Source organism: Flavobacterium niveum, assembly GCF_055231775.1.
The window spans coordinates 265,790-286,031 of record NZ_JBUYSX010000004.1 but is presented as its reverse complement, the minus strand read 5'-3'; the positions used below and the strand labels follow the sequence as shown (position 1 = coordinate 286,031).

Annotated in this window: 18 protein-coding genes and 2 tRNA genes; 7 read left to right on the top strand and 13 right to left on the bottom strand. The window is 44.1% G+C overall.

The genetic code is table 11. From position 1 onward, the window contains the following. Positions 1 to 132: 132 nt before the first annotated feature. A complete protein-coding gene (locus ACZIX4_RS11975; RefSeq protein ID WP_463335872.1) occupies positions 133 to 1,050 on the top strand; it encodes a hypothetical protein in 918 nt (305 codons plus the stop codon). Further along, complete coding sequence (locus tag ACZIX4_RS11970; protein ID WP_463335871.1) at positions 1,047 to 1,559, top strand: hypothetical protein; 513 nt, start codon at positions 1,047 to 1,049, stop codon at positions 1,557 to 1,559. Before ACZIX4_RS11975 ends, ACZIX4_RS11970 begins: the two co-directional genes overlap by 4 nt. A gap of 8 nt (positions 1,560 to 1,567) precedes the next feature. On the opposite strand, the gene ACZIX4_RS11965 is transcribed toward ACZIX4_RS11970, so the two are convergent. The 4 genes from ACZIX4_RS11965 to ACZIX4_RS11950 form a co-directional block, all read right to left on the bottom strand. Further along, a complete protein-coding gene (locus ACZIX4_RS11965) occupies positions 1,568 to 1,981 on the bottom strand; it encodes an RrF2 family transcriptional regulator (protein ID WP_463335870.1) in 414 nt (137 codons plus the stop codon). Between the two features lie 9 nt (positions 1,982 to 1,990). Next, positions 1,991 to 2,926: a citrulline utilization hydrolase CtlX gene (ctlX, locus tag ACZIX4_RS11960; RefSeq protein ID WP_463335869.1), complete on the bottom strand. Its 936-nt coding sequence runs from the start codon at positions 2,924 to 2,926 to the stop codon at positions 1,991 to 1,993. Between the two features lie 13 nt (positions 2,927 to 2,939). Further along, positions 2,940 to 3,854, bottom strand: a complete 915-nt coding sequence (locus tag ACZIX4_RS11955) for a dimethylarginine dimethylaminohydrolase family protein (RefSeq protein ID WP_463335868.1) — start codon at positions 3,852 to 3,854, stop codon at positions 2,940 to 2,942. A 150-nt stretch (positions 3,855 to 4,004) separates the two neighbouring features. After that, positions 4,005 to 5,288 carry a citrate synthase gene (locus tag ACZIX4_RS11950; RefSeq protein ID WP_463335867.1) on the bottom strand — a complete coding sequence of 428 codons (1,284 nt, stop codon included), beginning with the start codon at positions 5,286 to 5,288 and terminating at the stop codon, positions 4,005 to 4,007. A 275-nt stretch (positions 5,289 to 5,563) separates the two neighbouring features. Here ACZIX4_RS11950 and ACZIX4_RS11945 point away from each other — a divergent pair, with 275 nt between their 5' ends. Further along, the gene (locus tag ACZIX4_RS11945; protein ID WP_463335866.1) at positions 5,564 to 6,652 is read left to right on the top strand and encodes an SGNH/GDSL hydrolase family protein; all 1,089 of its coding nucleotides are present in this window, start codon (positions 5,564 to 5,566) and stop codon (positions 6,650 to 6,652) included. Between the two features lie 221 nt (positions 6,653 to 6,873). Here ACZIX4_RS11945 and ACZIX4_RS11940 read toward each other — a convergent pair whose 3' ends face one another. From ACZIX4_RS11940 to ACZIX4_RS11910, 7 genes are all read right to left on the bottom strand, one after another. Next, positions 6,874 to 8,979, bottom strand: a complete 2,106-nt coding sequence (locus ACZIX4_RS11940; protein ID WP_463335865.1) for a peptidylprolyl isomerase — start codon at positions 8,977 to 8,979, stop codon at positions 6,874 to 6,876. A 93-nt stretch (positions 8,980 to 9,072) separates the two neighbouring features. After that, a complete protein-coding gene (locus tag ACZIX4_RS11935; RefSeq protein ID WP_463335864.1) occupies positions 9,073 to 10,338 on the bottom strand; it encodes a hemolysin family protein in 1,266 nt (421 codons plus the stop codon). Between the two features lie 5 nt (positions 10,339 to 10,343). Continuing rightward, the gene (locus tag ACZIX4_RS11930) at positions 10,344 to 10,529 is read right to left on the bottom strand and encodes a hypothetical protein (RefSeq protein ID WP_463335863.1); all 186 of its coding nucleotides are present in this window, start codon (positions 10,527 to 10,529) and stop codon (positions 10,344 to 10,346) included. A gap of 2 nt (positions 10,530 to 10,531) precedes the next feature. Further along, positions 10,532 to 11,080 carry an LPS export ABC transporter periplasmic protein LptC gene (gene lptC / locus ACZIX4_RS11925; protein ID WP_463335862.1) on the bottom strand — a complete coding sequence of 183 codons (549 nt, stop codon included), beginning with the start codon at positions 11,078 to 11,080 and terminating at the stop codon, positions 10,532 to 10,534. Next, entirely contained in the window at positions 11,080 to 12,456 is a 1,377-nt protein-coding gene (locus ACZIX4_RS11920; RefSeq protein ID WP_463335861.1) for a hypothetical protein, read from the bottom strand. The genes lptC and ACZIX4_RS11920 overlap by 1 nt, the downstream gene beginning before the upstream one ends. 20 nt (positions 12,457 to 12,476) lie before the next feature. Next, positions 12,477 to 13,772, bottom strand: coding sequence for a hypothetical protein (locus tag ACZIX4_RS11915; RefSeq protein WP_463335860.1), 1,296 nt, complete (start codon positions 13,770 to 13,772; stop codon positions 12,477 to 12,479). Continuing rightward, on the bottom strand, positions 13,769 to 14,500 hold the full coding sequence (locus ACZIX4_RS11910) for a type III pantothenate kinase (RefSeq protein ID WP_463335859.1): 732 nt from the start codon (positions 14,498 to 14,500) through the stop codon (positions 13,769 to 13,771). Before ACZIX4_RS11910 ends, ACZIX4_RS11915 begins: the two co-directional genes overlap by 4 nt. A gap of 146 nt (positions 14,501 to 14,646) precedes the next feature. On the opposite strand from ACZIX4_RS11910, the gene ACZIX4_RS11905 reads away from it, so the two are divergent. From ACZIX4_RS11905 to ACZIX4_RS11895, 3 genes are all read left to right on the top strand, one after another. After that, positions 14,647 to 14,719, top strand: a tRNA-Phe gene (locus tag ACZIX4_RS11905). A gap of 62 nt (positions 14,720 to 14,781) precedes the next feature. Continuing rightward, a tRNA-Phe gene (locus tag ACZIX4_RS11900) sits at positions 14,782 to 14,854 on the top strand. Positions 14,855 to 15,030: 176 nt separating this feature from the next. Further along, on the top strand, positions 15,031 to 15,477 hold the full coding sequence (locus ACZIX4_RS11895; protein WP_463335858.1) for a KTSC domain-containing protein: 447 nt from the start codon (positions 15,031 to 15,033) through the stop codon (positions 15,475 to 15,477). An 84-nt stretch (positions 15,478 to 15,561) separates the two neighbouring features. Here the strand turns inward: ACZIX4_RS11895 and ACZIX4_RS11890 are convergent, their stop codons facing one another. After that, positions 15,562 to 16,440 carry a T9SS type A sorting domain-containing protein gene (locus tag ACZIX4_RS11890; RefSeq protein WP_463335857.1) on the bottom strand — a complete coding sequence of 293 codons (879 nt, stop codon included), beginning with the start codon at positions 16,438 to 16,440 and terminating at the stop codon, positions 15,562 to 15,564. Between the two features lie 206 nt (positions 16,441 to 16,646). Here ACZIX4_RS11890 and ACZIX4_RS11885 point away from each other — a divergent pair, with 206 nt between their 5' ends. Further along, positions 16,647 to 19,034 carry a DUF5686 and carboxypeptidase-like regulatory domain-containing protein gene (locus ACZIX4_RS11885; protein ID WP_463335856.1) on the top strand — a complete coding sequence of 796 codons (2,388 nt, stop codon included), beginning with the start codon at positions 16,647 to 16,649 and terminating at the stop codon, positions 19,032 to 19,034. Positions 19,035 to 19,133: 99 nt separating this feature from the next. Here the strand turns inward: ACZIX4_RS11885 and ACZIX4_RS11880 are convergent, their stop codons facing one another. Then, entirely contained in the window at positions 19,134 to 20,234 is a 1,101-nt protein-coding gene (locus tag ACZIX4_RS11880; protein WP_463335855.1) for a fatty acid desaturase family protein, read from the bottom strand. Between the last annotated feature and the right edge of the window lie 8 nt (positions 20,235 to 20,242).

Genomic DNA, 20,242 nt, shown 5'->3' with positions numbered 1-20,242 from the left:
AACCTAATCCACCACCAAAAAACAGGCAGTGCAAAACCCATGTAAACAGCGGGTAAAGTATTTTTCAGTAGTTTTACAGTACATTTACAGCAGCACTCTGCGTGCGCATGCCTAAATTTGACCCGGTTACCAATGGACGATATACAACTGTTTTACCTGCTGAAGCAACAGATACTTACCCGCTACCGGGAAGCGTACCCGTATTATGCAGGCAGCATACAGCAGTTTGGCAACCGCGAAATAGCACAGCTTATAGACCTGGTAGAACAGGACTGCAACACCCGCGTCAGTGAAAAATGGGTATACACCCACCTGAAACCCGAAACAAACCCCAAACTGCCCCGACGCGATATGCTGGATATTTTCTGCCAATGGCTGGGGTATTCTAACTGGGATGAGTTTGCACACAAGCACAGGGAAGCAAGGATAATTGTCAATTCGCCGGAAAGCAACACCCCGAAAACAAGGAAAGCACCGAAGGGTGTTATGGTAGCATTTATGGGTTCGTTTATTGCTATAAGTTCGGCGTTTATTGTGGTTAACAACCGCCATGACATAAGTATTTGCTTTAAGGATAAGTACACCCAAAAGCCCGTTGAGGCAGGAAGTATATCCGTTTACTTTATAAAGAAAGATGAAAAGCGGAAGCTGGCAGCAGACGAAAATTGCTATACTATAAAAGGGAAAGGCCTGGTGGTAACCGAGAGCGCCTATTACAAACCCGACACCCTGAAAATAGACAGCGATACCGATGATACACTGGAAATAGAACTACAGCCCGATGACTACGCCATGATGCTGCGCGCCTACATGAACGGCAACGTGGCCGACTGGAACAAACGCCGCACCCAACTGGCGGAAATTATAGCTGACGACGCCATGATACAGGAAGTGATGTTTGACGATATAGGGGTTGAGTTTTTGAACAAAGATGAGTTTATAAACAAGGTGACCCTGCCCGGTGTGGTGGCAAAAAACATGGAAGTTGTAGAGGTGAAATACCGCGACGGTAAAATCATTTCGCTGAAATTTATGCAAAAAGGAAAATGAGGACGATACTCTATATAGCGATTCTATTATGTTCGGTTACAGTAACCGGGCAGGATATATCGCGCCCACGGGAAAATGCACTGCCGCTAAAAACACAAAAAGCTTTTGAAGCCAAAGCGGCATCAAAGGTCACAGAGTTTTTCGGGTACCTGGAACTACTTACTGACCCAAAGGCCGATGCGGAAATGAAAAGCTACATCAGGCAGCAGGCGCTTGCCTTATTTAAAGACGGCAATGTTATGGTGGTAAATTTTTTCGACAGGAAAAAAGATGAAATTACGTTGATTGCATTGCTTGACCTTGCCGCAAAACAAAAGAAGAAAACTACCTTCAGTGTAGGCACTGTAGCACCGGCAGATACCGGTTATTTCCATTACACAATACAAATACCCGACAGCCGCACTATCAATGCTGAACAGCTCTTCATCATCACCGAAGAAACCAAAAAGTTCGGTAACACTACCCGCAGGGTAACGGTTTCCTATCTTTTGGGCATTACAGAAATTTAAAGCTGATATTACATCACCGTAAGGTCGTACAAGGTTTTGTCCTGTAGCAGTTGCAGGGTAGTATTGCGCACCTCTATCATAAAATGGTTTAGTGAGCACGCATCCTCATCAGGGCAGTCATCGCAGCGCTCGTAGAAGTTAAGGCTTACGCAGGGCAGCATAGCTATTGGCCCGTCCAGCACGCGGATAAGTGTAGCAGCACTCACCGTCTTAGGGTCTTTCATAAGGTAATAGCCCCCACCCTTTCCTTTTTTAGAACCCAGTATACCGAACTTTTTCAGGTCGAGCAAAATGGCTTCCAAAAACTTTTTGGGTATACGCTCCTTGTCCGAAATATCGGCAATAAGCACCGGCACGGCAGGATCCTGCCTCGCGATGAAAATAAGGGCCTTAAGTCCGTATTTTGTCTTTTTACTGAGCATGCCGCTAATTTACATTTTTTTAAGCAAAAATACTTCGGCCATCATACAACGGGCGCTTCCGCCGCCGCAAGCCTCAATAGTATCAAGGTTTACCGAAAGTATTTCGGTGTGTTTTTCTATGGTTTGTACCTGGCCAGGCGTAAGGATACTGCGGGCAGCTTCACTCATTACCAGGTAGCTTTTATCCTTGCCCTGTACCTGCAGCATGTTACCTGCAAAATGGTTCAATTGGGCTTCGGTAAGCAATATTAGCTCCTTACCGTCTTCACGAAGGCTTGCCAGTACCGCTTTGCGCTCTTTTTTATCGTCAATGCAGTCAGCGCAGATCACGGCAAAAGTAGTACCCACACACATCATTACATTAGTGTGGTAAATGTGCATACGTTCACCATCTACTGTCTGGAATGCCTCAAATATAACTGGACTATATTCAAAGTCCTCACAGAACTCTATAAACAATTCTTCATCAGCACGCGGAGAAAGCGCACAATATGCCTTATGGTTTTCCCTGTCCAGCACTATACTGCCCGTACCTTCAAGGAAAAAACCATCTTCCTCGGCACTGGTATAGTCCATAATATTGTCAATCACAAAACCATGGTCTTCCAGCAGGTCGAGTACATCCTCGCGGCGTTCGCCACGGCGGTTTTCGGCAAACATAGGATATAACGCTACGTCGCCATTTTCATGAAACGACACCCAGTTGTTCGGAAAAACCGAATCGGGCGTATCAGGGTCGATAGTATCATCCACTACAATTACATTAACACCTATGGCACGCAGTTTATCGGCAAAAGCGTCAAATTCCTGTTGGGCTTTGGCATTAACGGTAGACGGCAATAGCTTGTCCACCACCTTTTGGTAATAGTTGTTTACGGCCGTTTGTTCGTTCATACGGAACGCCACCGGGCGTATCATCAGTATGGTGTCGGTGATCTGTTTCATGTTTCAAAGATAATTAATCGCGCGCCAACGGCAAAGTACTGCAACGCAGCAAACCTTCCTGCTTGGCTATTTCCGCATAAGGCACTTCTTCTACAATAAACCCATTTTCCTGCAACCAGTGCTTCAGGCGGGTAAAACCTTTTTCTATAACCACCACATTGGTATCTATCGAAAAGAAATTAGACGTCATGTGGTACATTTCATCCCTGTCGATATGGAACAGGTTCTCTTTCCCGAAAAGCTCCACCAAGTACAGGTAATCCGATTCCTCACGGAAACCACTTTTGTAAATAACGCCTTTGTCCTTGCCCACCGGCTGGAAACAGCAATCCAGGTGCAGGGCATTATCGCGGGCTTCTATACGTGATTTTACCAGGTCAAACTCTTTTACAATCTTATCCGGAAACAGTTGCTTTATAAAGTCGACACCCTGTATGTTAGTACGTGCCGTGATGTAATCCTTATAATCACTACCCTTGTAGGTCCCGATAAAAATATGGTTGTCCCAAAGGATAACGTCGCCGCCTTCTATGTGTACCTCCTCCGGGGCTTTCACTATTTTGGCAGGGTTTATTTGTTCTGCGATATAATCGATAGCGGCCTGTTCGCGCTCGCGGTCGGGTAGTATATTGGCCCAGATAAATGTATCGCCTATAACAAAACCAATGTCGCGGCTGAATATCTGGTTATAGTTCTCTATCAGTTGCGGACGGTACACAGTAACGCCATACTTTTTAAACACGGCATCCAGCGCTTCCATTTCGGCTACCATATCCTTTTCAACCGGATAGGTACCTGCTTTTATATGCTCTAATGATTTCGGGTCGTAAGCCTCATGCTCCTTTGGCGTAGGCCCATTACTTTGGGCTGTACCAAGTATAACAGATTGCAATCGGGATGTTTCGTTATTTACATTTAAATGCAGCATGGCTTATATTTTAGGCAAATATAGAAAATGCCGCGTAATCTTAAATTTTTGTTCATAAAATGATGATAATTTAAAAAATAATGATTGAAAATAAAAAAAGCACCGCTTCGATATCTCTAAGCGGTGCTTTAACTTAACTATTATTAAAAACTATCGTTTATCTTCTTCAACGAAAGGCCTAAGCGCGCTGCCCACATATATCTGGCGCGGACGGCCTATAGGCTCTTTGTTAAGGCGCATTTCTTTCCATTGGGCAATCCAGCCCGGAAGGCGGCCTATAGCAAACAGCACGGTAAACATTTCGGTAGGGATACCCATAGCCCTGTAGATGATACCTGAGTAAAAGTCTACGTTAGGGTACAGGTTACGCGCCTTGAAGTACTCATCCTGCAGTGCAGCTTCCTCAAGCTTTTTAGCTATCGAAAGGATTGGGTCGTCTACACCAAGCTCATTAAGTACGCTGTCTGCCGCTTTTTTGATGATCTTCGCCCTAGGGTCGAAGTTTTTGTACACGCGGTGTCCAAAGCCCATAAGACGGAACGGATCGTCCTTATCTTTTGCCTTGGCAATATATTTCTCGGCGTCGCCACCGTTGTTTTGTATTTCTTCCAGCATTTCAAGCACCGCCTGGTTTGCACCACCATGAAGTGGACCCCAAAGTGCAGATACACCTGCCGAGATAGAAGCAAACAAACCTGCATGTGATGAACCTACAATCCTCACGGTAGACGTAGAGCAGTTCTGCTCGTGGTCAGCATGAAGGATAAACAGCTTATCAAGCGCTTCCACAATAACCGGGTTAGCTGTGTAAGGACCTGTAGGAAGCTCGAACATAAGCCTCATAAAGTTCTCTACATAACCTTTCGTGTTATCATAGTAGTTTAAAGGGTAGCCCATGTTTTTCCTAAACGTCCATGTAGCAATAACCAGGAATTTACCCATAGCCTTACATACGGCATCGTACAATTGTTTTTCATCGCTTACGTCTACAAGCTGCGGGTTAAATGCAGTAAGTGCGCTGGTAAGTGATGCAAGGATACCCATAGGGTGGGCATTTTTCGGGAAACCGTCGATGATGTTTTTCATCTCCTCGTTTACCAAAGTATGTTTGCGGATGTCATTTTCAAATTTCTCCAGCTGCGCAACGGTAGGCAGTTCACCAAAAATAAGAAGGTAAGAAACCTCAAGGAAATTAGATTTTTCGGCAAGCTCCTCTATAGCATAGCCCCTGTAGCGCAGTATACCCTGTTCGCCATCAAGGAAAGTGATGGCACTTTTACATGAACCTGAGTTTTTAAATCCGGGGTCTAAGGTGATGGCTCCGGTAGCGCCGCGCAGTTTATCAATATCAATGGCTACTTCGTTTTCGGTACCCACTATAACGGGGAACTCATACTTTTTGCCATCAATCTCTAATATTGCAATATTTGACATGACAGTATTTTAGTTTGTATATGGTTTGAAAAAATATATTCCTGCGAATTTATGAAATAAGTCTTGATTTATAAAGAAAAACATTTATTATAATTGCTAATTAAATATACACATTTACAGATTTCTTTAGCGCTGAAACCATGCAAATAAGCAAATTCTACCACCAAAACCATCTTGCTGTGACCTGCATAAAACAGCAAACATTTTGACAGATTACTATATAGCATTCCCGTCAATTTTACATATTTTGCATCCTCAATAAAACATTTTAAAATATGTATATCTCACAAAAAATAACCAGCTTTTTTACAGCCTTGCTATTTTCGGCTGCCGCAATGGCTACCGGAGGCAAAAACCCTTATGTAACAAAAGGCCGCGTAGAGGTGCAGCCCGACAATTCCATAACACTCATTGGCGCAGCGTCATCGGTAAGCTTTGGACTAAAAGGAACACAGTGCACCATCAATGTACGCTCTGCCGACACCTACAGCCACCACAACTATGTGGTTGTAGAAGTAGACGGACAGTATTACAGCCGTAATAAGGTAACCGCTGCCGGCAGTAAAGTATTTGTTATGGCTACATCTGCCGGGACAAAAGCACACATAGTAACACTTTATAAGGCCACAGAAGCCTCTGTAGGCAATATATTGTTTACAGGCGTAGACGGAGAAATATCGGCACCCGTAATGCGCCCTAAAAAGAAAATAGAGTTTATAGGCGACTCTATAACCTGCGGCATGGGCAATGATAACGAAGAAATGCCCTGCGGCACCGGCGAATGGTACGACCAGCACAATGCCTACTATTCATACGCCCCTATTACAGCGCGCACACTGGGAGCTGATTTCCTGCTGAGTTCGGTATCAGGCATAGGTATGTACCGCAACTGGAACGACGAGCACAAAGACGAAGCCATAATGCCCGATGTATACGACAACCTGTACCTGAATAAGGACGCCGCAAAAAAATACGATTACAGCTTTATGCCGCAGGTTACCTGCATAGCACTTGGCACTAACGATTTTAGCGATGGTGACGGCAAAAAGGCAAGGCTTCCTTTTAACGAAGAAAAATATATAGCCAACTACATTGCCTTTGTAAACAACCTGTACACTCACAACCCGCAAACACAGGTAGTATTACTGAACAGCCCTATGGTAAACGGCCCGAAAGCTGAGACGTTCATCAAATGCCTGAATAAAGTAAAAGACGAACTGAACAAGCAAAGCACACATAAGCCTGTAATAGTTTTCACTTTTGGCGATGTTACCCCACACGGCTGCGGCTACCACCCACAAATAGAAGATGACAAAATCATGGCCGAACAGCTCGCTCCTTTCCTTAAAAAACTACTGAATTAAACCGAACACTACTTATACCAAAAACGGCTGCCTAAGGGCAGCCGTTTTTGTTTGCACACATAAAAAAGGCGGCATTTCACCAGCCACATCATATTACTCATCAATACTTATTAAGGAAAGACCTCAACAAGCGAGACGTTGCAATAAAACGTCTCTACAGGGTATAAAAAAAAACAGTCCCGCTATTGGCGGGACTGTTTGTATACTTAAGGAAAAATCTATTAATAGAATTTAGCCCTGTTGTCTTCAATTTCGGCTTTGTCTTTAAGAGCCTGTGCAAGCCTACCGTCTAAGCCGCCCCTACCCTGGCTGTTCAGCCTGTTTACTATAGCAGCATCGCTTGGAAGCGCAGGTGCTTTTTCAACATTTTTAGTACGGATGATAAACACACCGCTTTGGCCGTCGATAAGCTGAGAAGTTTTTCCGGCAGCAAGGCCAAAGGCTTTACCTACCACTTTAATCTCAGGGCCTATACCAAGGATCATAGGGCTTGCAAAGGTAACACCGGTAGCTGAAGCTACGCTGGCACCTGCACTCTGGGCTACAGCCTCAAGAGTATTGCCTTTCATTTTCTCCCTGATTATTTTTGCTTTCTTCTCGTTACGAACGATAGGCAGTACGCTTGCTTTAGCTTCTTCAATCGGCAGCACACCTTTTTCGTTTATGGCTTTTAGCGAAACGATTACACTTCCTTTAGAAGTATCAAACTTCTTAACGTCGCCTATTTTAGTATCGTCACTGTATGCCCAACGCACTACTTCGCGCTCAGGACCTACACCCGGGATGTTCTCATCTGTAGCACCAACGTGGTTAGCAGGGAGCACTGTAAGGCCTGCAGCTTTAGCAAGGTCTTTAAGCGGCTTCTTAGAATCCCTTGCTTCCATTTCAAGCTTAGAAGCTTTCTGGAAGTTAGCATCGATAGTAGCCTCGCTTGGAAGTATTTTCTGCGCAATGCTTGCAATACGCACACCGTCTTCTTTATCAAGAACCCTCATTACGTGGAAACCGAAGTCAGTTTTCACGATGCCGGTTTTACCTTTAGGGCTTGCAACAGCAAAATCTTTAAATTCCTGTGCCCAGCCACCTTCCGGTGTTACATCATATACACCACCGTTTTGTACTGCACCCGGGTCATCAGAATTAGTCCTGGCAAGCAGGTTGATAGCCTCTGGGTTAGCATTTACCTGAGCAAGGTAACCTTCAGCAAGCTTCTTAGCTTCTTCTTCTGTCCTTGTTACAGTAGCCCTCATAGCACCTTTGTACGCTACAAGTACGTGAGCCACCTTAGTACTGGCACCCGGTTTTTTAGCCATCATCCTTGTAATGGTGTACTGGCCGTTGTTGTTGTACGGACCAAATACCTGACCCGGGGCAAGGGCAGAAATTTGCTGTGCAAATTCTACCGGAAGCTGGGCTTTGGTATAATAGGTAGTATCGTATTTTATCTCTGAGTTAAGGTTTACAAACTCCTCAACTTCACTTGCAGGCATTGTAGCAAAGCTTGGGATAGTATCTGTAGTACTACCTACAAGTTTTACCTGTGGCTGAAGGAAGCCTTCAATAGTTTTCTTCACCTCAGCTTCGTCAGCAGCAGAAGGTTTGTTATCAAGGAAAACAACCTCAAGGTCGCGAGATGCCTCAGCTTTATATTTCTTTTCGTTCTTTTTCATGTAGTCGATAAGCTCCTGGTCAGTAACTTTTACTTTAGGGTCTTCATCGTTTACAGTGCTATACGGAACGTATACATAGTCAAAGTTAGCCTTGTCGCTTTCCTGTGCATATTTTTGCTTAGCTTCTAAATTTGTAGTAAAGAAACCGGCTTTAAGCGCAGTAACATAAAGTTGCGTTTTAGCAGAAGCTTCTATCTCCGGCCTTTCGCTCTCTATCATTTGATACTGCGTAGGGTTAGAAGTTTTTAACCCAACAAGGAATTCGTTGAATTTGGCTTTATCAAATTTACCGGCAGCATTCATAAACCTCGGGTCGTTACCTACGCTTTGCGCATAGATTTCAAGCACGTGGTCTTTACCCACACGGATGCCTGCTTTTTCACAAAGGTCAGCAAAAAGCACCTTGTTCACCTCCAGGTTCCAGATGTAGTTGGCAGTTTGGCCATAGGTAGCACCCGGCTGGCGCTGCTGCATGTTTGCAACTTTTTTATTAAACTCAAGATAAGGTATATCCGTTCCGTTTACGCTTCCTACGTATTTACTAGTGCTGAAGTTGCCACTTTTAACAACGTCGCCAATAACAAATGCAAGAAGGCAGAACCCGATAATACCGATCAGTAGTATAGAACGCTCTCTGATTTTAGATAAAACCGCCATTTTATAAATATATTTTTTTAATTCAGTGGGCGAAAATACAATTATCTGTTTAATAATAAAAATAGTGGGCTATTTTTTTGAGGCTTTTATTTTTTATTTTAATTGCTGTCGTTCCACCTTTATTAATTCCACTTTCTGGCCCGAAGCTTCCTGTACCGTAAACACATAGCCCGCCGCGCTTACTACAGCGCCTTTTTGGGGGATATTACCCGCGAAATATACCATCAAACCACCCAGCGAACTGTACGTTTCGCCTGCAGGCAGCCCCAACCCGAACTCATTATTCAGCTCAGCCACCTCAACACGGGCAGAGAACAACCACACACCCGGCGAAAGCACCTGTTTTACAACAGGCTCATCCATGTCGTGTTCGTCTTCTATTTCACCAAACAGTTCTTCAACAATATCTTCTACCGTTACTATACCCATAGTACCGCCATGTTCATCTAACACCACCGCCATGCTGCGGCGCCTGCGTGTGAGTATATTGATAAGTTCTTTTATATAAATAGCGCCATGCGTTCGTACTATAGGCACCATAACCTCAGCCACGGTAGCGGGCCTCCTGAACAGCGCAAACGAATGCACGTACCCAAGCACGTTATCTACCGTATTACCGTACACCACTATTTTACTGTAGCCCGTGTCTATAAACAGCTGGCGCAATCCTTCCACACTGCTATTCAGTTCTACTCCTGCTATAGCGGTACGCGGGGTCATAATATCTTTTACGCGGCGTGATGTAAATTCGAGTGCGTTTTTAAAGATTTCTATTTCGCTGTCCACTTCCTCCTGCTGTTCCGTGGTGGTAAGTTGCTGGTTCAGGTAAGCACCCAACTCCCCTTTGGTAAAATATGCTTTATGGATATCACCTTTCGAGCCAAGCAGGCGTACAAGGATAAAATCGGCCACAGGAATCAGCACACGCGTAACCCCGGAAAACAACATATAAAAAGCATACGCCGGGAATGCCAGCACCTTTATAAGCCTGTTAGCATACACCTGGAAGAAAACTTTAGGAAGAAAATCAGCTGTGAGCAATATCACCATTGTAGCTATAGCAACAAAAAGCACGGTTTGCCAAAAACCACTGACACCGTAAAGCCACGGGTTCAGGAGTTTCATGAGTACCTGCCCCGCATGGTAACCATAAACAACAAGTGCTATGCTGTTACCCACGAGCATGGAAGTGATAAACTGGATGGGATTTTCGGTAAGGCGGGTAAGGATGCGAGAAAGCACCGAAGACTGGCGGCTTTCTACGCTGAGATATACTTTATTGGCCGACACATAAGCCGTTTCCATACCCGAAAAGAAGGCTGAAAGCAAGAGGCACCCTATGATTATAACCGCCTCCATAAGGATTACTTACCGGAGTTGTTATACCTGCTGTAGGATTTTCTCCTGATGAAGAAAAAAGCTACACCTGCACCGGCCAGCAGTAGCTGTGGAAGGCCGTCGCCCCCATCGTTATAACGCATAATACCGTCTACAACAAACATTGCTGCTATCAGCAAAAACACGTACGGTATGTATTTAAAATATGCCATTTTTATTTCACTTCGTTTATAGAACCCTGGCTGCGCTGGGTATTCATTACTTTAAAATCGCGGCTGAAATCTATCCCCGGCCCTTGCAGGAAGCTTCCGTTTACATCGGTAAATTTAAAGAATTTTTCAGTGTAAAACCACTCGTTCTTCTGGTCGTAGTATAATTGCTCTGTAGTGAGTTCCTTGCCGTCTTCGGTATAAATATGCACGTGGCCCTGCAGGTCTATTACATCGGTATCTTCATACACTATAGCATAGTCTCCGTCTACAAAAGTTTTTTTGCCTTGGGTATCAAAAAGTGTAAGATGCACCCCTTTCGGAAATTCGTTAAAACCGTATTCAAGATTGGTATAATCACGCATCAGCGGGCTAACCAGTATCGACTTCACTTTACCCGAATCAGTATACTTCAGGTCGATATTCTCCGACTCGCCTACCGGATTAAAACCCACGCTATTGATGCGCTGCACCTCACGAAAATTACTTTCGCAAGACAACAGCACCGGCAGCAGGGCTACGCATAAAAAAAGTAGTACGCCGATTTTCCGCATTATTTAAGCTTAGGCAGGGTTACACTTTCGTTTATCCAGCAGCCGTAGGTTATCACATCACCTTTAGATTTCTTAGCAGCCTTAGCTTCTTTCTTCGTTGGGATGTTTTTACTATACTCCTGCTCCAGCGTGGCCACGGTTTCCTTAAACTTAGGTTCGGCAACTTCTGCTTTTTTCAGCATATTGATTGCTGCCCATACCAACGCCTTACGGTCAAAATCAGTCAGGTCGCAATCTTTAGCTGTAACAGTAGTGTACAGCTCAGCAATAAACAGGTACGGCTTACCGGTTTTGGCATTTGCAGCCGCAGCCTTAAGCGCATATTCTTTAGCCTTGGCCTTATCAAAATTGCGATACAAACCGGCAACAGTCATATAAAGTTCCGCCTTTTTCAAAGCGTTAGGTTGTTTTTCAGCAGCCTCAGCGTAGTATATCAGCGCTTGTTTACTGTCGCCTTTCTTTTGCAATAAGTACGCCAGGTCATAAGCCGACTGGTAGGTAGGGCGCTGTTTGTGCAATGCAGTAGAAGCATTAAGCAACAGCTGGCTCTTGTAGCATTTGCAGGCTTTTAGCGTGTTAGCCATACCCTGTAGCCATGATAATGACTCTTTGTTTTTCTCGTATTGCGGGGTGTAGTATTCCTCAAGCTTTTCGCAGTTAAAAAGCGCAGCACCCTGCTTAGATATATTGTCAGATACCGCCTCAAGTGCACTTTCGCTCACTTTAGTATCCGCAAGGAATATTTTTTCGTCAACAGTAAGTTCTTCGCTGTTGGCCTGTTTAGCCTGGATGGCCTGGATGGCCTGTCTTTTATGGGCAATATCATCATGTACCGCAGTAATACGGGAAGATATATCGCTATACTTTTTCAGGAAGGCTTCAAAAGAATCTTTCTTCCCCTGATACCTTTCATGCACATACTTAAAATACAGTTCAAAGGCATTATAATCAGTAAATGCTTCCGGGTGCGTAGTAAACACCTGATCCAGCATTTTATATAATTCTTCTGCATTGGCACCGCCATTAGTATTCAGCAACAATGCTTTCCTTACCATGGCATCACCTGCAGGGAAATTCTTTTGCTGGGCGGCATAAAAATCAAGTGCACCTTCAACCGCTTTTTTACGGTCTTCAGGAGTGCGCGCAACTTCAACACGATACAACACTACCTTATCACCCAGGATGTATACCCCTTCGGTATAGGCAGCACATTCCTTGGTAAGGTCATCCAGCTGGGACGACGCCTGTTTCAGGTCGCCCTTAAAAACCGTTTCTTTAAATAGCTTGTAGGCAGGCTCGCACTTTGCCCCCTGTGCCGAAGCAAAGGACACCGCAAACAATGCCGAAACCAGGAATGCTTTACCGTATATTTTCATAGCGCAGATTTTTTATGGTTTTAGTCAAACTTACGCTTCACAAACCAGCGGTCGTTTAGCGAAAGGCTAATGTACACATTAAAGTAGTTCTCCTGTATAAGGCCCGCACTTTTAGTACCCCTTTTACCTATTTCGGTACCGATGTTAACATTACTGCCACCTACACCGCCCACAGGCAAGCCTACACCAAAGGTTAATGCGTAATCATTAATATTTTCCCCATTCACAATCAAGCCTGTTTTTTCATATCGAAGGCCGGCACGGTACGTTACCCTGGCCAGGTAGCTGGTAAACGAGTAAAATTTAGGAATGTAGTACCCACCCACACCAAAACGGTGTCCGTTTTCAAACGCAACATTGGTAATACCGTCAAAGCGGTTACCCAGCACATTACTGCCCGTATACGTATATTCAAAACCGGCAAACCATTTTCGCACGATACCAAAGCCGCTACCCGCAGCTATTTTCATAGGCATTTTGTTGTCATTAGAGTTCACAGTAAATGTATCGCTGTCTATAGGCGTTTCATTATCTGTAGAGCCAGCCGGAATTATGGCAATGGTTCGGCTTGTTTCACCACTAAGCGTAGCTTCAGGCGTAAAGGTGGCACTGGCAGTCCAGGTATATTTTTTATTGATAAGCGTTTGGTAATACGCACCGAAGTTAAATGCCACAGCACTGTAATCACTGTTGTTAGATTCTTTGGTACGGTATTGCAGCGCCTCATCATTGTTACCATTAGCAGGATCTGTATCTGGTATATCTACTATAGACTGGGTTTGTATTTTACCGAAGTAATAATTAAACTCGGCACCTACAGAGAAGTTATTGGTGATTTTATATGACAATCCGCCAAACGTACGGTTAAGCCCGCCACTACCGTCAAACTTCCTTTGGAAGTTAAGCCCTGTTTCGGGGTCAGTCTGAGTATTTTGTATACGGTACCCCACAGCAGTGTAAGGCATAAGGCCAAACGCAAAACCTATTTTCTTAAACGGAAAAGCCAGCGCTATATAATCAAGCGTATTACGGCCCGCCGTGCCGCTTTGCGTATCTGTAGCCAGCTTGGTGCTGGATTGTGTGGCTGCAACGGTAAATGTAGTAAACTTAAGGTGCGAATAGCTGGCCGGGTTTTGCAGGTTTATGTGTATACTGTCTGTAATACTACCTATACCGCCCATGCTTTTATTTTCGGCCGTGCTTTTAAATTTTGTATCGCCTATACCGTAAAAAGAATACGGCGAAGCATTATTTTCCTGCGAAAACGCTGCTGTGGCACATAAAAGGCAAAGTCCGGCTACAAGTTTTTTTATCATTTGTGGTTTATGTATATGTATAAATTGTTCAGGCTTTCCAAAAGGAAATTTGAATTGGCAAATATGGTGCTTTTTAATCTTTTAGCCAAAAAATCAGCATCGCCACCCGTTAATATTACCGTCAGCTGCTGATATTGCCCCTCATAAGCACCTATAAACCCCTCAATTTCAAACAGCAGGCCGTATACCGCACCGGCGTGCAGGCTGGTATTGGTAGTATTTCCCACATGGCTTTCGGGCATTTCCGGATATAACAACGGAAGTTTTGCCGTAAAAGTGTGCATGGCGTTGTATCTTAATTGCAGCCCCGGTGAAATAGCACCACCCAGGTATTCGCCCGCAGCTGTAATAAAATCATAGGTTACACAGGTACCGGCATCTATAACCAGCAGGTTGTGCCCTGGGTGCTGAAGCACCGCCCCCGCTGCCAGCACCATACGGTCTACACCCAGCGTGTGTGGCGTGGCATATTTATTTACAAACGGAAAGGCTACATCGCGGTTTATTTCGGTTATGGCAGTACGCTTTTTTAGCAGGGTTAACAGGCTGTGCTGCTCTTTCCCTACCGTAGAAAGAACAGAATGGCTGATAAGAGGGTAGCTACTGAAAATTTCTTCCAGTATTTTTGGGGCCTCATCTTCGGCAAATGAGAAACGCCCCAGCAGTGCAGTTTCCTCAAAAACAGCGGCTTTAATTTTTGTATTCCCTATATCTATTGCTAAAAGCATCCTTATTTTTTTGACGGGACAAAGATAACAATTGATTTTTTTTATTTTTTGCTTTGCATAATCTAAAAATGGGTATATATTTGCACCCGCAAACAAGTTCGCTGTATGCTTTACGCAAAACTGTGAATTTGCAGGCAAATAAGAATGGTACCTTAGCTCAGTTGGTAGAGCAATGGACTGAAAATCCATGTGTCCCTGGTTCGATTCCTGGAGGTACCACTTAAAGAGCCCCTGAGCACTCAGGGGTTTTTATTTTAGACATTCCGAAAATTACCTTATAAGGTACCTTAGCTCAGTTGGTAGAGCAATGGACTGAAAATCCATGTGTCCCTGGTTCGATTCCTGGAGGTACCACAAAGAAGCCGTCTCACAACATGAGGCGGTTTTTTTTGTATTACTAATAAACACAATAAATTAAGCCCGCGTTAAATATCGCGAAGCTTTTAGCAAACGATTTGGGTATTAATTATTTACCATTACCTTTGCAGCCGTTTTAAAGTACCCCGAATAAAAAACACAGCATTATGAATATGAAGAAGATTGTTGAGTACCGTAAATTGCTCGACGTTACAAAAACAGCAACACTAAAGGAGCTAAAGACTATTTACCGTAACAGCATGAAAGACCATCATCCGGATACGATAGCCGATGATGCTGAAAGGCTGGCTGCAGAAGAAAGGAGTACCGCTATAATTGAGGCATACCACTTTTTAGTAAGTATAGCACCTGAAACCCTTGAAAAGACTAAAGCCGAATACATAGCCACTACGACTACACAGGCCATACACGAGTTTTATTTCGATAACAGTGTGCTGTACATCAACTTTGCCGACGGTGCCAGCTATGAGTATTTCGGTGTACCTAAGGCTACGTACATTAAAATGATCAATGCCGACTCACCGGCACGTTTTGCCCGCAGGAACATACACGGTACTTTTTTATACCGCAGCGCCAGCAAAATTGTATCTGAGCTATAGATAAATATTCTACATAAAAACACAAAGCCCGCTTTGCGCCGCGGGCTTTGGTCGTTTTTGGAGAAAACTATTTAAGGAAAATTACTATTGTTTAACGATTTTACGCCACTCTGTTTTGGCTCCGTCGTTTAATTGTAAATAATAGATACCGCTTGCCAAATGCCCCAGCGGTAACAATATACCGGGAAGCCTGTTACTGCCCGTTGCCATCTTTTTACCCGAAACATCAAACACTGATACTTCACCCGAAAAGCCCGAGATATTCACGGCATCTTTTACCGGGTTAGGATATACTTTCATGGTACTTGCCACAGGCTTATCAGTTGCCAGCGAAGCCTCATTAAGCGAAAGGTTGTCTACCGTAAAATAAGATGAGTAGCCCATATCAGGGGCAAAATAAGGAGCATCTTCATAACGCTTTACCATAGACGGGTCGAGTATCACCTTAACGGTATCGGGTATTTCATCGCTATAATAGGTTATCGGTACTACAAACTGGGTATAATCGGCAGCGGCATTCAGGTTTATAACCCCGGAGCCAATAGTATCGGCCTGGCCAAGGAATAAATCCCATTTGGTAAGGTAAATACTTACCTGCGCAGTATCGGTTACAAGTTCCGAACCATCGGTCAGCACATTATCAGTGTATTTATAATATCCGCTAAGCGACTCGGGCCGCGAGTCTATATAGGCACTTTGTATAGCCATATCTTTCACATACGTATACCACACGCTAAGCTTCAGCGCATAGTTATTATTTTGGGCAGGTGTTTCGGGCGGGTAAATAAAATTGCCTTGTGGCTCCGTAAGTACACCACTGCCCCACCACCATCCTGTAGGGCGGTTCTGCACCTGATTTTCTGTTATAGGGTTATCCCATATTTCAAAGTCCAGGTTTTGCAATTGTGCGTGCCCGGCCCATGCAACAGCCATGAGTACCAGGGTGAATAATCTTCTTTTCATATTACAGCTTTTTTAAACATTAGTGGTAATCCAAAAGTACCTTTAAGCACCAAGGCTGCTATTATAAAAAAAACGCTAAGAATTGTGAATTTGCAGAAACATACACCAGCCGCAGGTTTACAGCTTCATTTTTTCTTAAAGAGAAATGATGCACTGCACAATAAATCGTTTTTTTTCTCATTTTTACAGTACATCATCATAAACCAATGAAACAAATCACTTACTATTGCTGCGCCTTGCTGTGTTGCGCAGTTGCTTTTGCACAAAACACAGTTAAAGGGACTATTACCGACCGTGAAACAAAACAACCTCTCGCCTTTGCCAGCCTGGTCTTTAACGGAAAAAACAACCTCTCTGTAATAGCAGATATCGATGGCAAGTTCAGCTTCAGCGCCGCCGAAAACCTTACCACCGCTACCTGCAGCTATGTAGGCTACACTCCCGAAACGGTATCTATATCAGCATCTAACTCCCGCAACCTTGCTATTTCACTGCAATTTGCCCAAAACCAGCTACAGGAATTAGTAATAAGCCCCGGAGATAATCCTGCTGAACGCATTATGCGTAAGGTAATAGCCAACAAAGAACTGAATGACCCCGACAACCTTACTGCTTACACCTGCAACTCTTATAATAAGGTTTCTTACGACTTCAGGAACAACAATGCTACTGATAGTCTTAAAATAAAGAAATTCTTTAAGGGCGGGCATTTTTTCATGATGGAATCAGTTACGGAACGCAAATACATGAAACCAAACCGCACCGAAGAGAAAATCATAGCTACTAAGGTTTCCGGGTTTAAAAACCCATCGTTTGCTACTACTGCTACCGATTTACAGCCATTTTCTTTCTACAAAGACAATATTAATTTCCTCAACATAAACTACCTCAACCCCATAAGCAAGGGCAGTATCAGTAAATACCGCTTTACATTGCAGGACACACTCTATCAGGGAAAGGACACTGTATACGTGATTTCATACAAACCGCGTCCGCATAAAAACTTTGAATCGCTTACCGGTCTACTGTACATTAATACTAATAAATATGCCGCACAACAGGTTACCGCCACGCCTTTCGAAAAGGGGAAAATGGATTTGCGCATACAACAGCAGTACACCAATATAAACGGTTACTGGTTTCCGGAACAGCTGAACTATGCCCTGATACTGAACGACTATCCCAACCCTAAAACCGGTATGATAGCCGAAGGGCGCGGCTATATAGACAACGTGGTGATAAACCCGCAACTGCGCAAAAAAGATTTCAGTATGGAATCGGTATGGATTGATGAAAATGCCGCAAAGAAAGACAGCCTGTTTTGGCAGGGGCAGCGCCGTGAAAAACTGAACCTCGCCGAAACCAACACCTACAAAGTACTGGACAGCCTGGGCGAAAAACACAACTTTGACAAATACCTGTCATTCATAGAAAAAATGGCCAAAAACCGCATCCCGATTGGCAAGTTCGACCTGGACATTGGTAAAACACTGGTGTATAACCGCTATGAAGGATTCCGTTTTGGTTTGGGCGCATATACTAATGAAAAGCTGTTCCCCAAGCTGTCTTTGGGCGGATTCTTTGGATATGGCAACAAAGATGGCAAGTGGAAATATGGCGGCGAAGCCATTTATACCATAGACAAAAGGCACGAGTTTACCATAAGTGGTCGCTACCAGGACAACCTTACCGAAGTGGGCGAATATAATTATGGTTTTGCGCAGCCAACGCGCCTTAACCTGAGGTCGTACATGGCGTACCAAATGGACCGTGTGCAGGAAGAGCGTTTTTTATTCGGGTCGCGTATCTACCGTTACATTAAGTGGAATGCAGGCTTTACGCATTCGCATACCACGCCCATGTACGATTACCTTTTTACCGATACCGACGGAAAGCAATATACATCGTACAACAATACCGAAGTGGCAGTAAACTTGCGATTTGCCTATGGCGAAAAAATAATCAACTCGTTTAACCAAAACGTAGCTACCCCTACCCAGTACCCTATACTGTACCTGTCTTATGCACACGGACTTGAAAACGTACTGGGTGGCGATTTCAATTATAACAAAATAGAAGCCGTAGCAGAGCAGTCGTTCTTCACCAAAAACCTGGGGCAAACCAGTTACCGCCTGGAAGCAGGTTATGCCGACCGTGCACTTCCTTACGGGCTTATGTTTACCGGTGAGGGCGGGTACGACAAAAAGATACAGGTTGTGGTAAAAAACCAGTTCCAGACCATGCTGCCTTATGAGTTTTTAAGCGACCGCTATGTAAACCTGCTTACCACGCACAATTTTGGCGGGCTGCTGTTTAAGTCAGGCAGTTTTCAGCCGTGGATAAGCATCCACAACAATTTCAGTATAGGCGATTTGCGGAATCCGACTGCACACGGTTTTATAGATTATAAGGTAAAAAACAAATTGTTTAGCGAAACTGGCCTGCAAGCCGACAACATACTGAAGCTAAATTACCTGAACATAGGCTACCTGGGATTAGGCGCAGGCGTATACTACCGCTATGGTGCTTATGCCTACGATAATGCAAATGACAACCTTGTGTTTAAGGCTACCTTAAACTTTACCATTAAATAAAGCTAACGGTTTGTTCACTTCCATTACAAGCTAAATAAAAATGCGTCGGGAAACCTTAGGATTTCCCGACGCATTTTTGCTTTGGTCAAAAAGAACAACCTATATCTCTCCCATACTCATAATACTCTGCTTAACACCATTGTTTTTAAGCAAATTAAAATGAGACCGCACCGCCGCATGGAACGGGTAGGAGGTATAGGGGATATCATTTTCGGCGGCATACTTTTTAATAATCGGCGTTATGTATGGGTAGTACGTATGCCCCACCCCCGGAAACAAGTGATGCGCTACATGGTGGGTAAACCCACCGTACAGGAAGTTGGCTAACGGGCTTCCGGTACTGAAATCTTTGGTTACCAGCATTTGGTGTACCGCCCAGGTGGTTTCCATTTTACCGTCGTCTGGTGCCGCCGGAAAATACGCTTCTTCATCCACGTGGGTACTTATCAGCGCTATAACCCCGAGCATGCTTCCGCAAATATGCATGGCAAACCACGCCCCAAGTACTACATACCACTGCTGGTTCAGTACCAGCATAGGCACAACAACCATATAGAAAACATTGGCTATCTTGGTTGCAAACAGCCTGTAATATTCCACCTTAGGTATTTGTACTATACGTTTCACATAGTTATCCTTTGTTCCAAAGAAATCTTTAAAATCACGAATAAAAATCCAGTTAAGGCTGTACAGCGGGTACAGAAACCACATATAAATATGCTGGTACCTGTGGAAATCAAGCAGCGGGCTGTTTGGGAAAATGCGCACCATATCGCTTTGCTTAATATCTGCATCCCAGTCGGGTATGTTCGGGTACGGGTGGTGCAGGCGAATGTGGCGGGTAATCCAGAGCCAGCGGTTACTGCCGAAAACTTCTAAAATCCATGTAAAGCGGTCATTGGCCTTCGGGCTTTTAAAAACGGCTCCGTGTACGGCATCATGAAAAGCATTGATAAACAAAATAATCATGCTGAAGCCGCACAAAATGTAGAACAGGTAAAGCAGCTGTGTGTTGTTGCCAAAAAACAGTATACAGGCGTAAAAGATAAAATAAGCAGCCAGCAATCCTAATGATTTTCTTACATTCTTTCGGCGTAAGCGGTCGTCATTCAGTACGGTTTCTTCTACTTCGCGGTGCAATTTTTTGAAAAAATCGTCAGCACCTGGCTTTACGTAGGTTGGCCTTTTTAATTTTTCCATAAGATGTG

Excerpts from the sequence above, each read along its gene's own strand:
- ACZIX4_RS11975 (WP_463335872.1), top strand. The coding sequence starts at position 133 with ATGGACGATATACAACTGTTTTACCTGCTGAAGCAACAGATACTTACC.
- ACZIX4_RS11970 (WP_463335871.1), top strand. The coding sequence starts at position 1,047 with ATGAGGACGATACTCTATATAGCGATTCTATTATGTTCGGTTACAGTA.
- ACZIX4_RS11965 (WP_463335870.1), bottom strand. The coding sequence starts at position 1,981 with ATGCTCAGTAAAAAGACAAAATACGGACTTAAGGCCCTTATTTTCATC.
- ctlX (WP_463335869.1), bottom strand. The coding sequence starts at position 2,926 with ATGAAACAGATCACCGACACCATACTGATGATACGCCCGGTGGCGTTC.
- ACZIX4_RS11955 (WP_463335868.1), bottom strand. The coding sequence starts at position 3,854 with ATGCTGCATTTAAATGTAAATAACGAAACATCCCGATTGCAATCTGTT.
- ACZIX4_RS11950 (WP_463335867.1), bottom strand. The coding sequence starts at position 5,288 with ATGTCAAATATTGCAATATTAGAGATTGATGGCAAAAAGTATGAGTTC.
- ACZIX4_RS11945 (WP_463335866.1), top strand. The coding sequence starts at position 5,564 with ATGTATATCTCACAAAAAATAACCAGCTTTTTTACAGCCTTGCTATTT.
- ACZIX4_RS11940 (WP_463335865.1), bottom strand. The coding sequence starts at position 8,979 with ATGGCGGTTTTATCTAAAATCAGAGAGCGTTCTATACTACTGATCGGT.
- ACZIX4_RS11935 (WP_463335864.1), bottom strand. The coding sequence starts at position 10,338 with ATGGAGGCGGTTATAATCATAGGGTGCCTCTTGCTTTCAGCCTTCTTT.
- ACZIX4_RS11930 (WP_463335863.1), bottom strand. The coding sequence starts at position 10,529 with ATGGCATATTTTAAATACATACCGTACGTGTTTTTGCTGATAGCAGCA.
- lptC (WP_463335862.1), bottom strand. The coding sequence starts at position 11,080 with ATGCGGAAAATCGGCGTACTACTTTTTTTATGCGTAGCCCTGCTGCCG.
- ACZIX4_RS11920 (WP_463335861.1), bottom strand. The coding sequence starts at position 12,456 with ATGAAAATATACGGTAAAGCATTCCTGGTTTCGGCATTGTTTGCGGTG.
- ACZIX4_RS11915 (WP_463335860.1), bottom strand. The coding sequence starts at position 13,772 with ATGATAAAAAAACTTGTAGCCGGACTTTGCCTTTTATGTGCCACAGCA.
- ACZIX4_RS11910 (WP_463335859.1), bottom strand. The coding sequence starts at position 14,500 with ATGCTTTTAGCAATAGATATAGGGAATACAAAAATTAAAGCCGCTGTT.
- ACZIX4_RS11895 (WP_463335858.1), top strand. The coding sequence starts at position 15,031 with ATGAAGAAGATTGTTGAGTACCGTAAATTGCTCGACGTTACAAAAACA.
- ACZIX4_RS11890 (WP_463335857.1), bottom strand. The coding sequence starts at position 16,440 with ATGAAAAGAAGATTATTCACCCTGGTACTCATGGCTGTTGCATGGGCC.
- ACZIX4_RS11885 (WP_463335856.1), top strand. The coding sequence starts at position 16,647 with ATGAAACAAATCACTTACTATTGCTGCGCCTTGCTGTGTTGCGCAGTT.
- ACZIX4_RS11880 (WP_463335855.1), bottom strand. The coding sequence starts at position 20,234 with ATGGAAAAATTAAAAAGGCCAACCTACGTAAAGCCAGGTGCTGACGAT.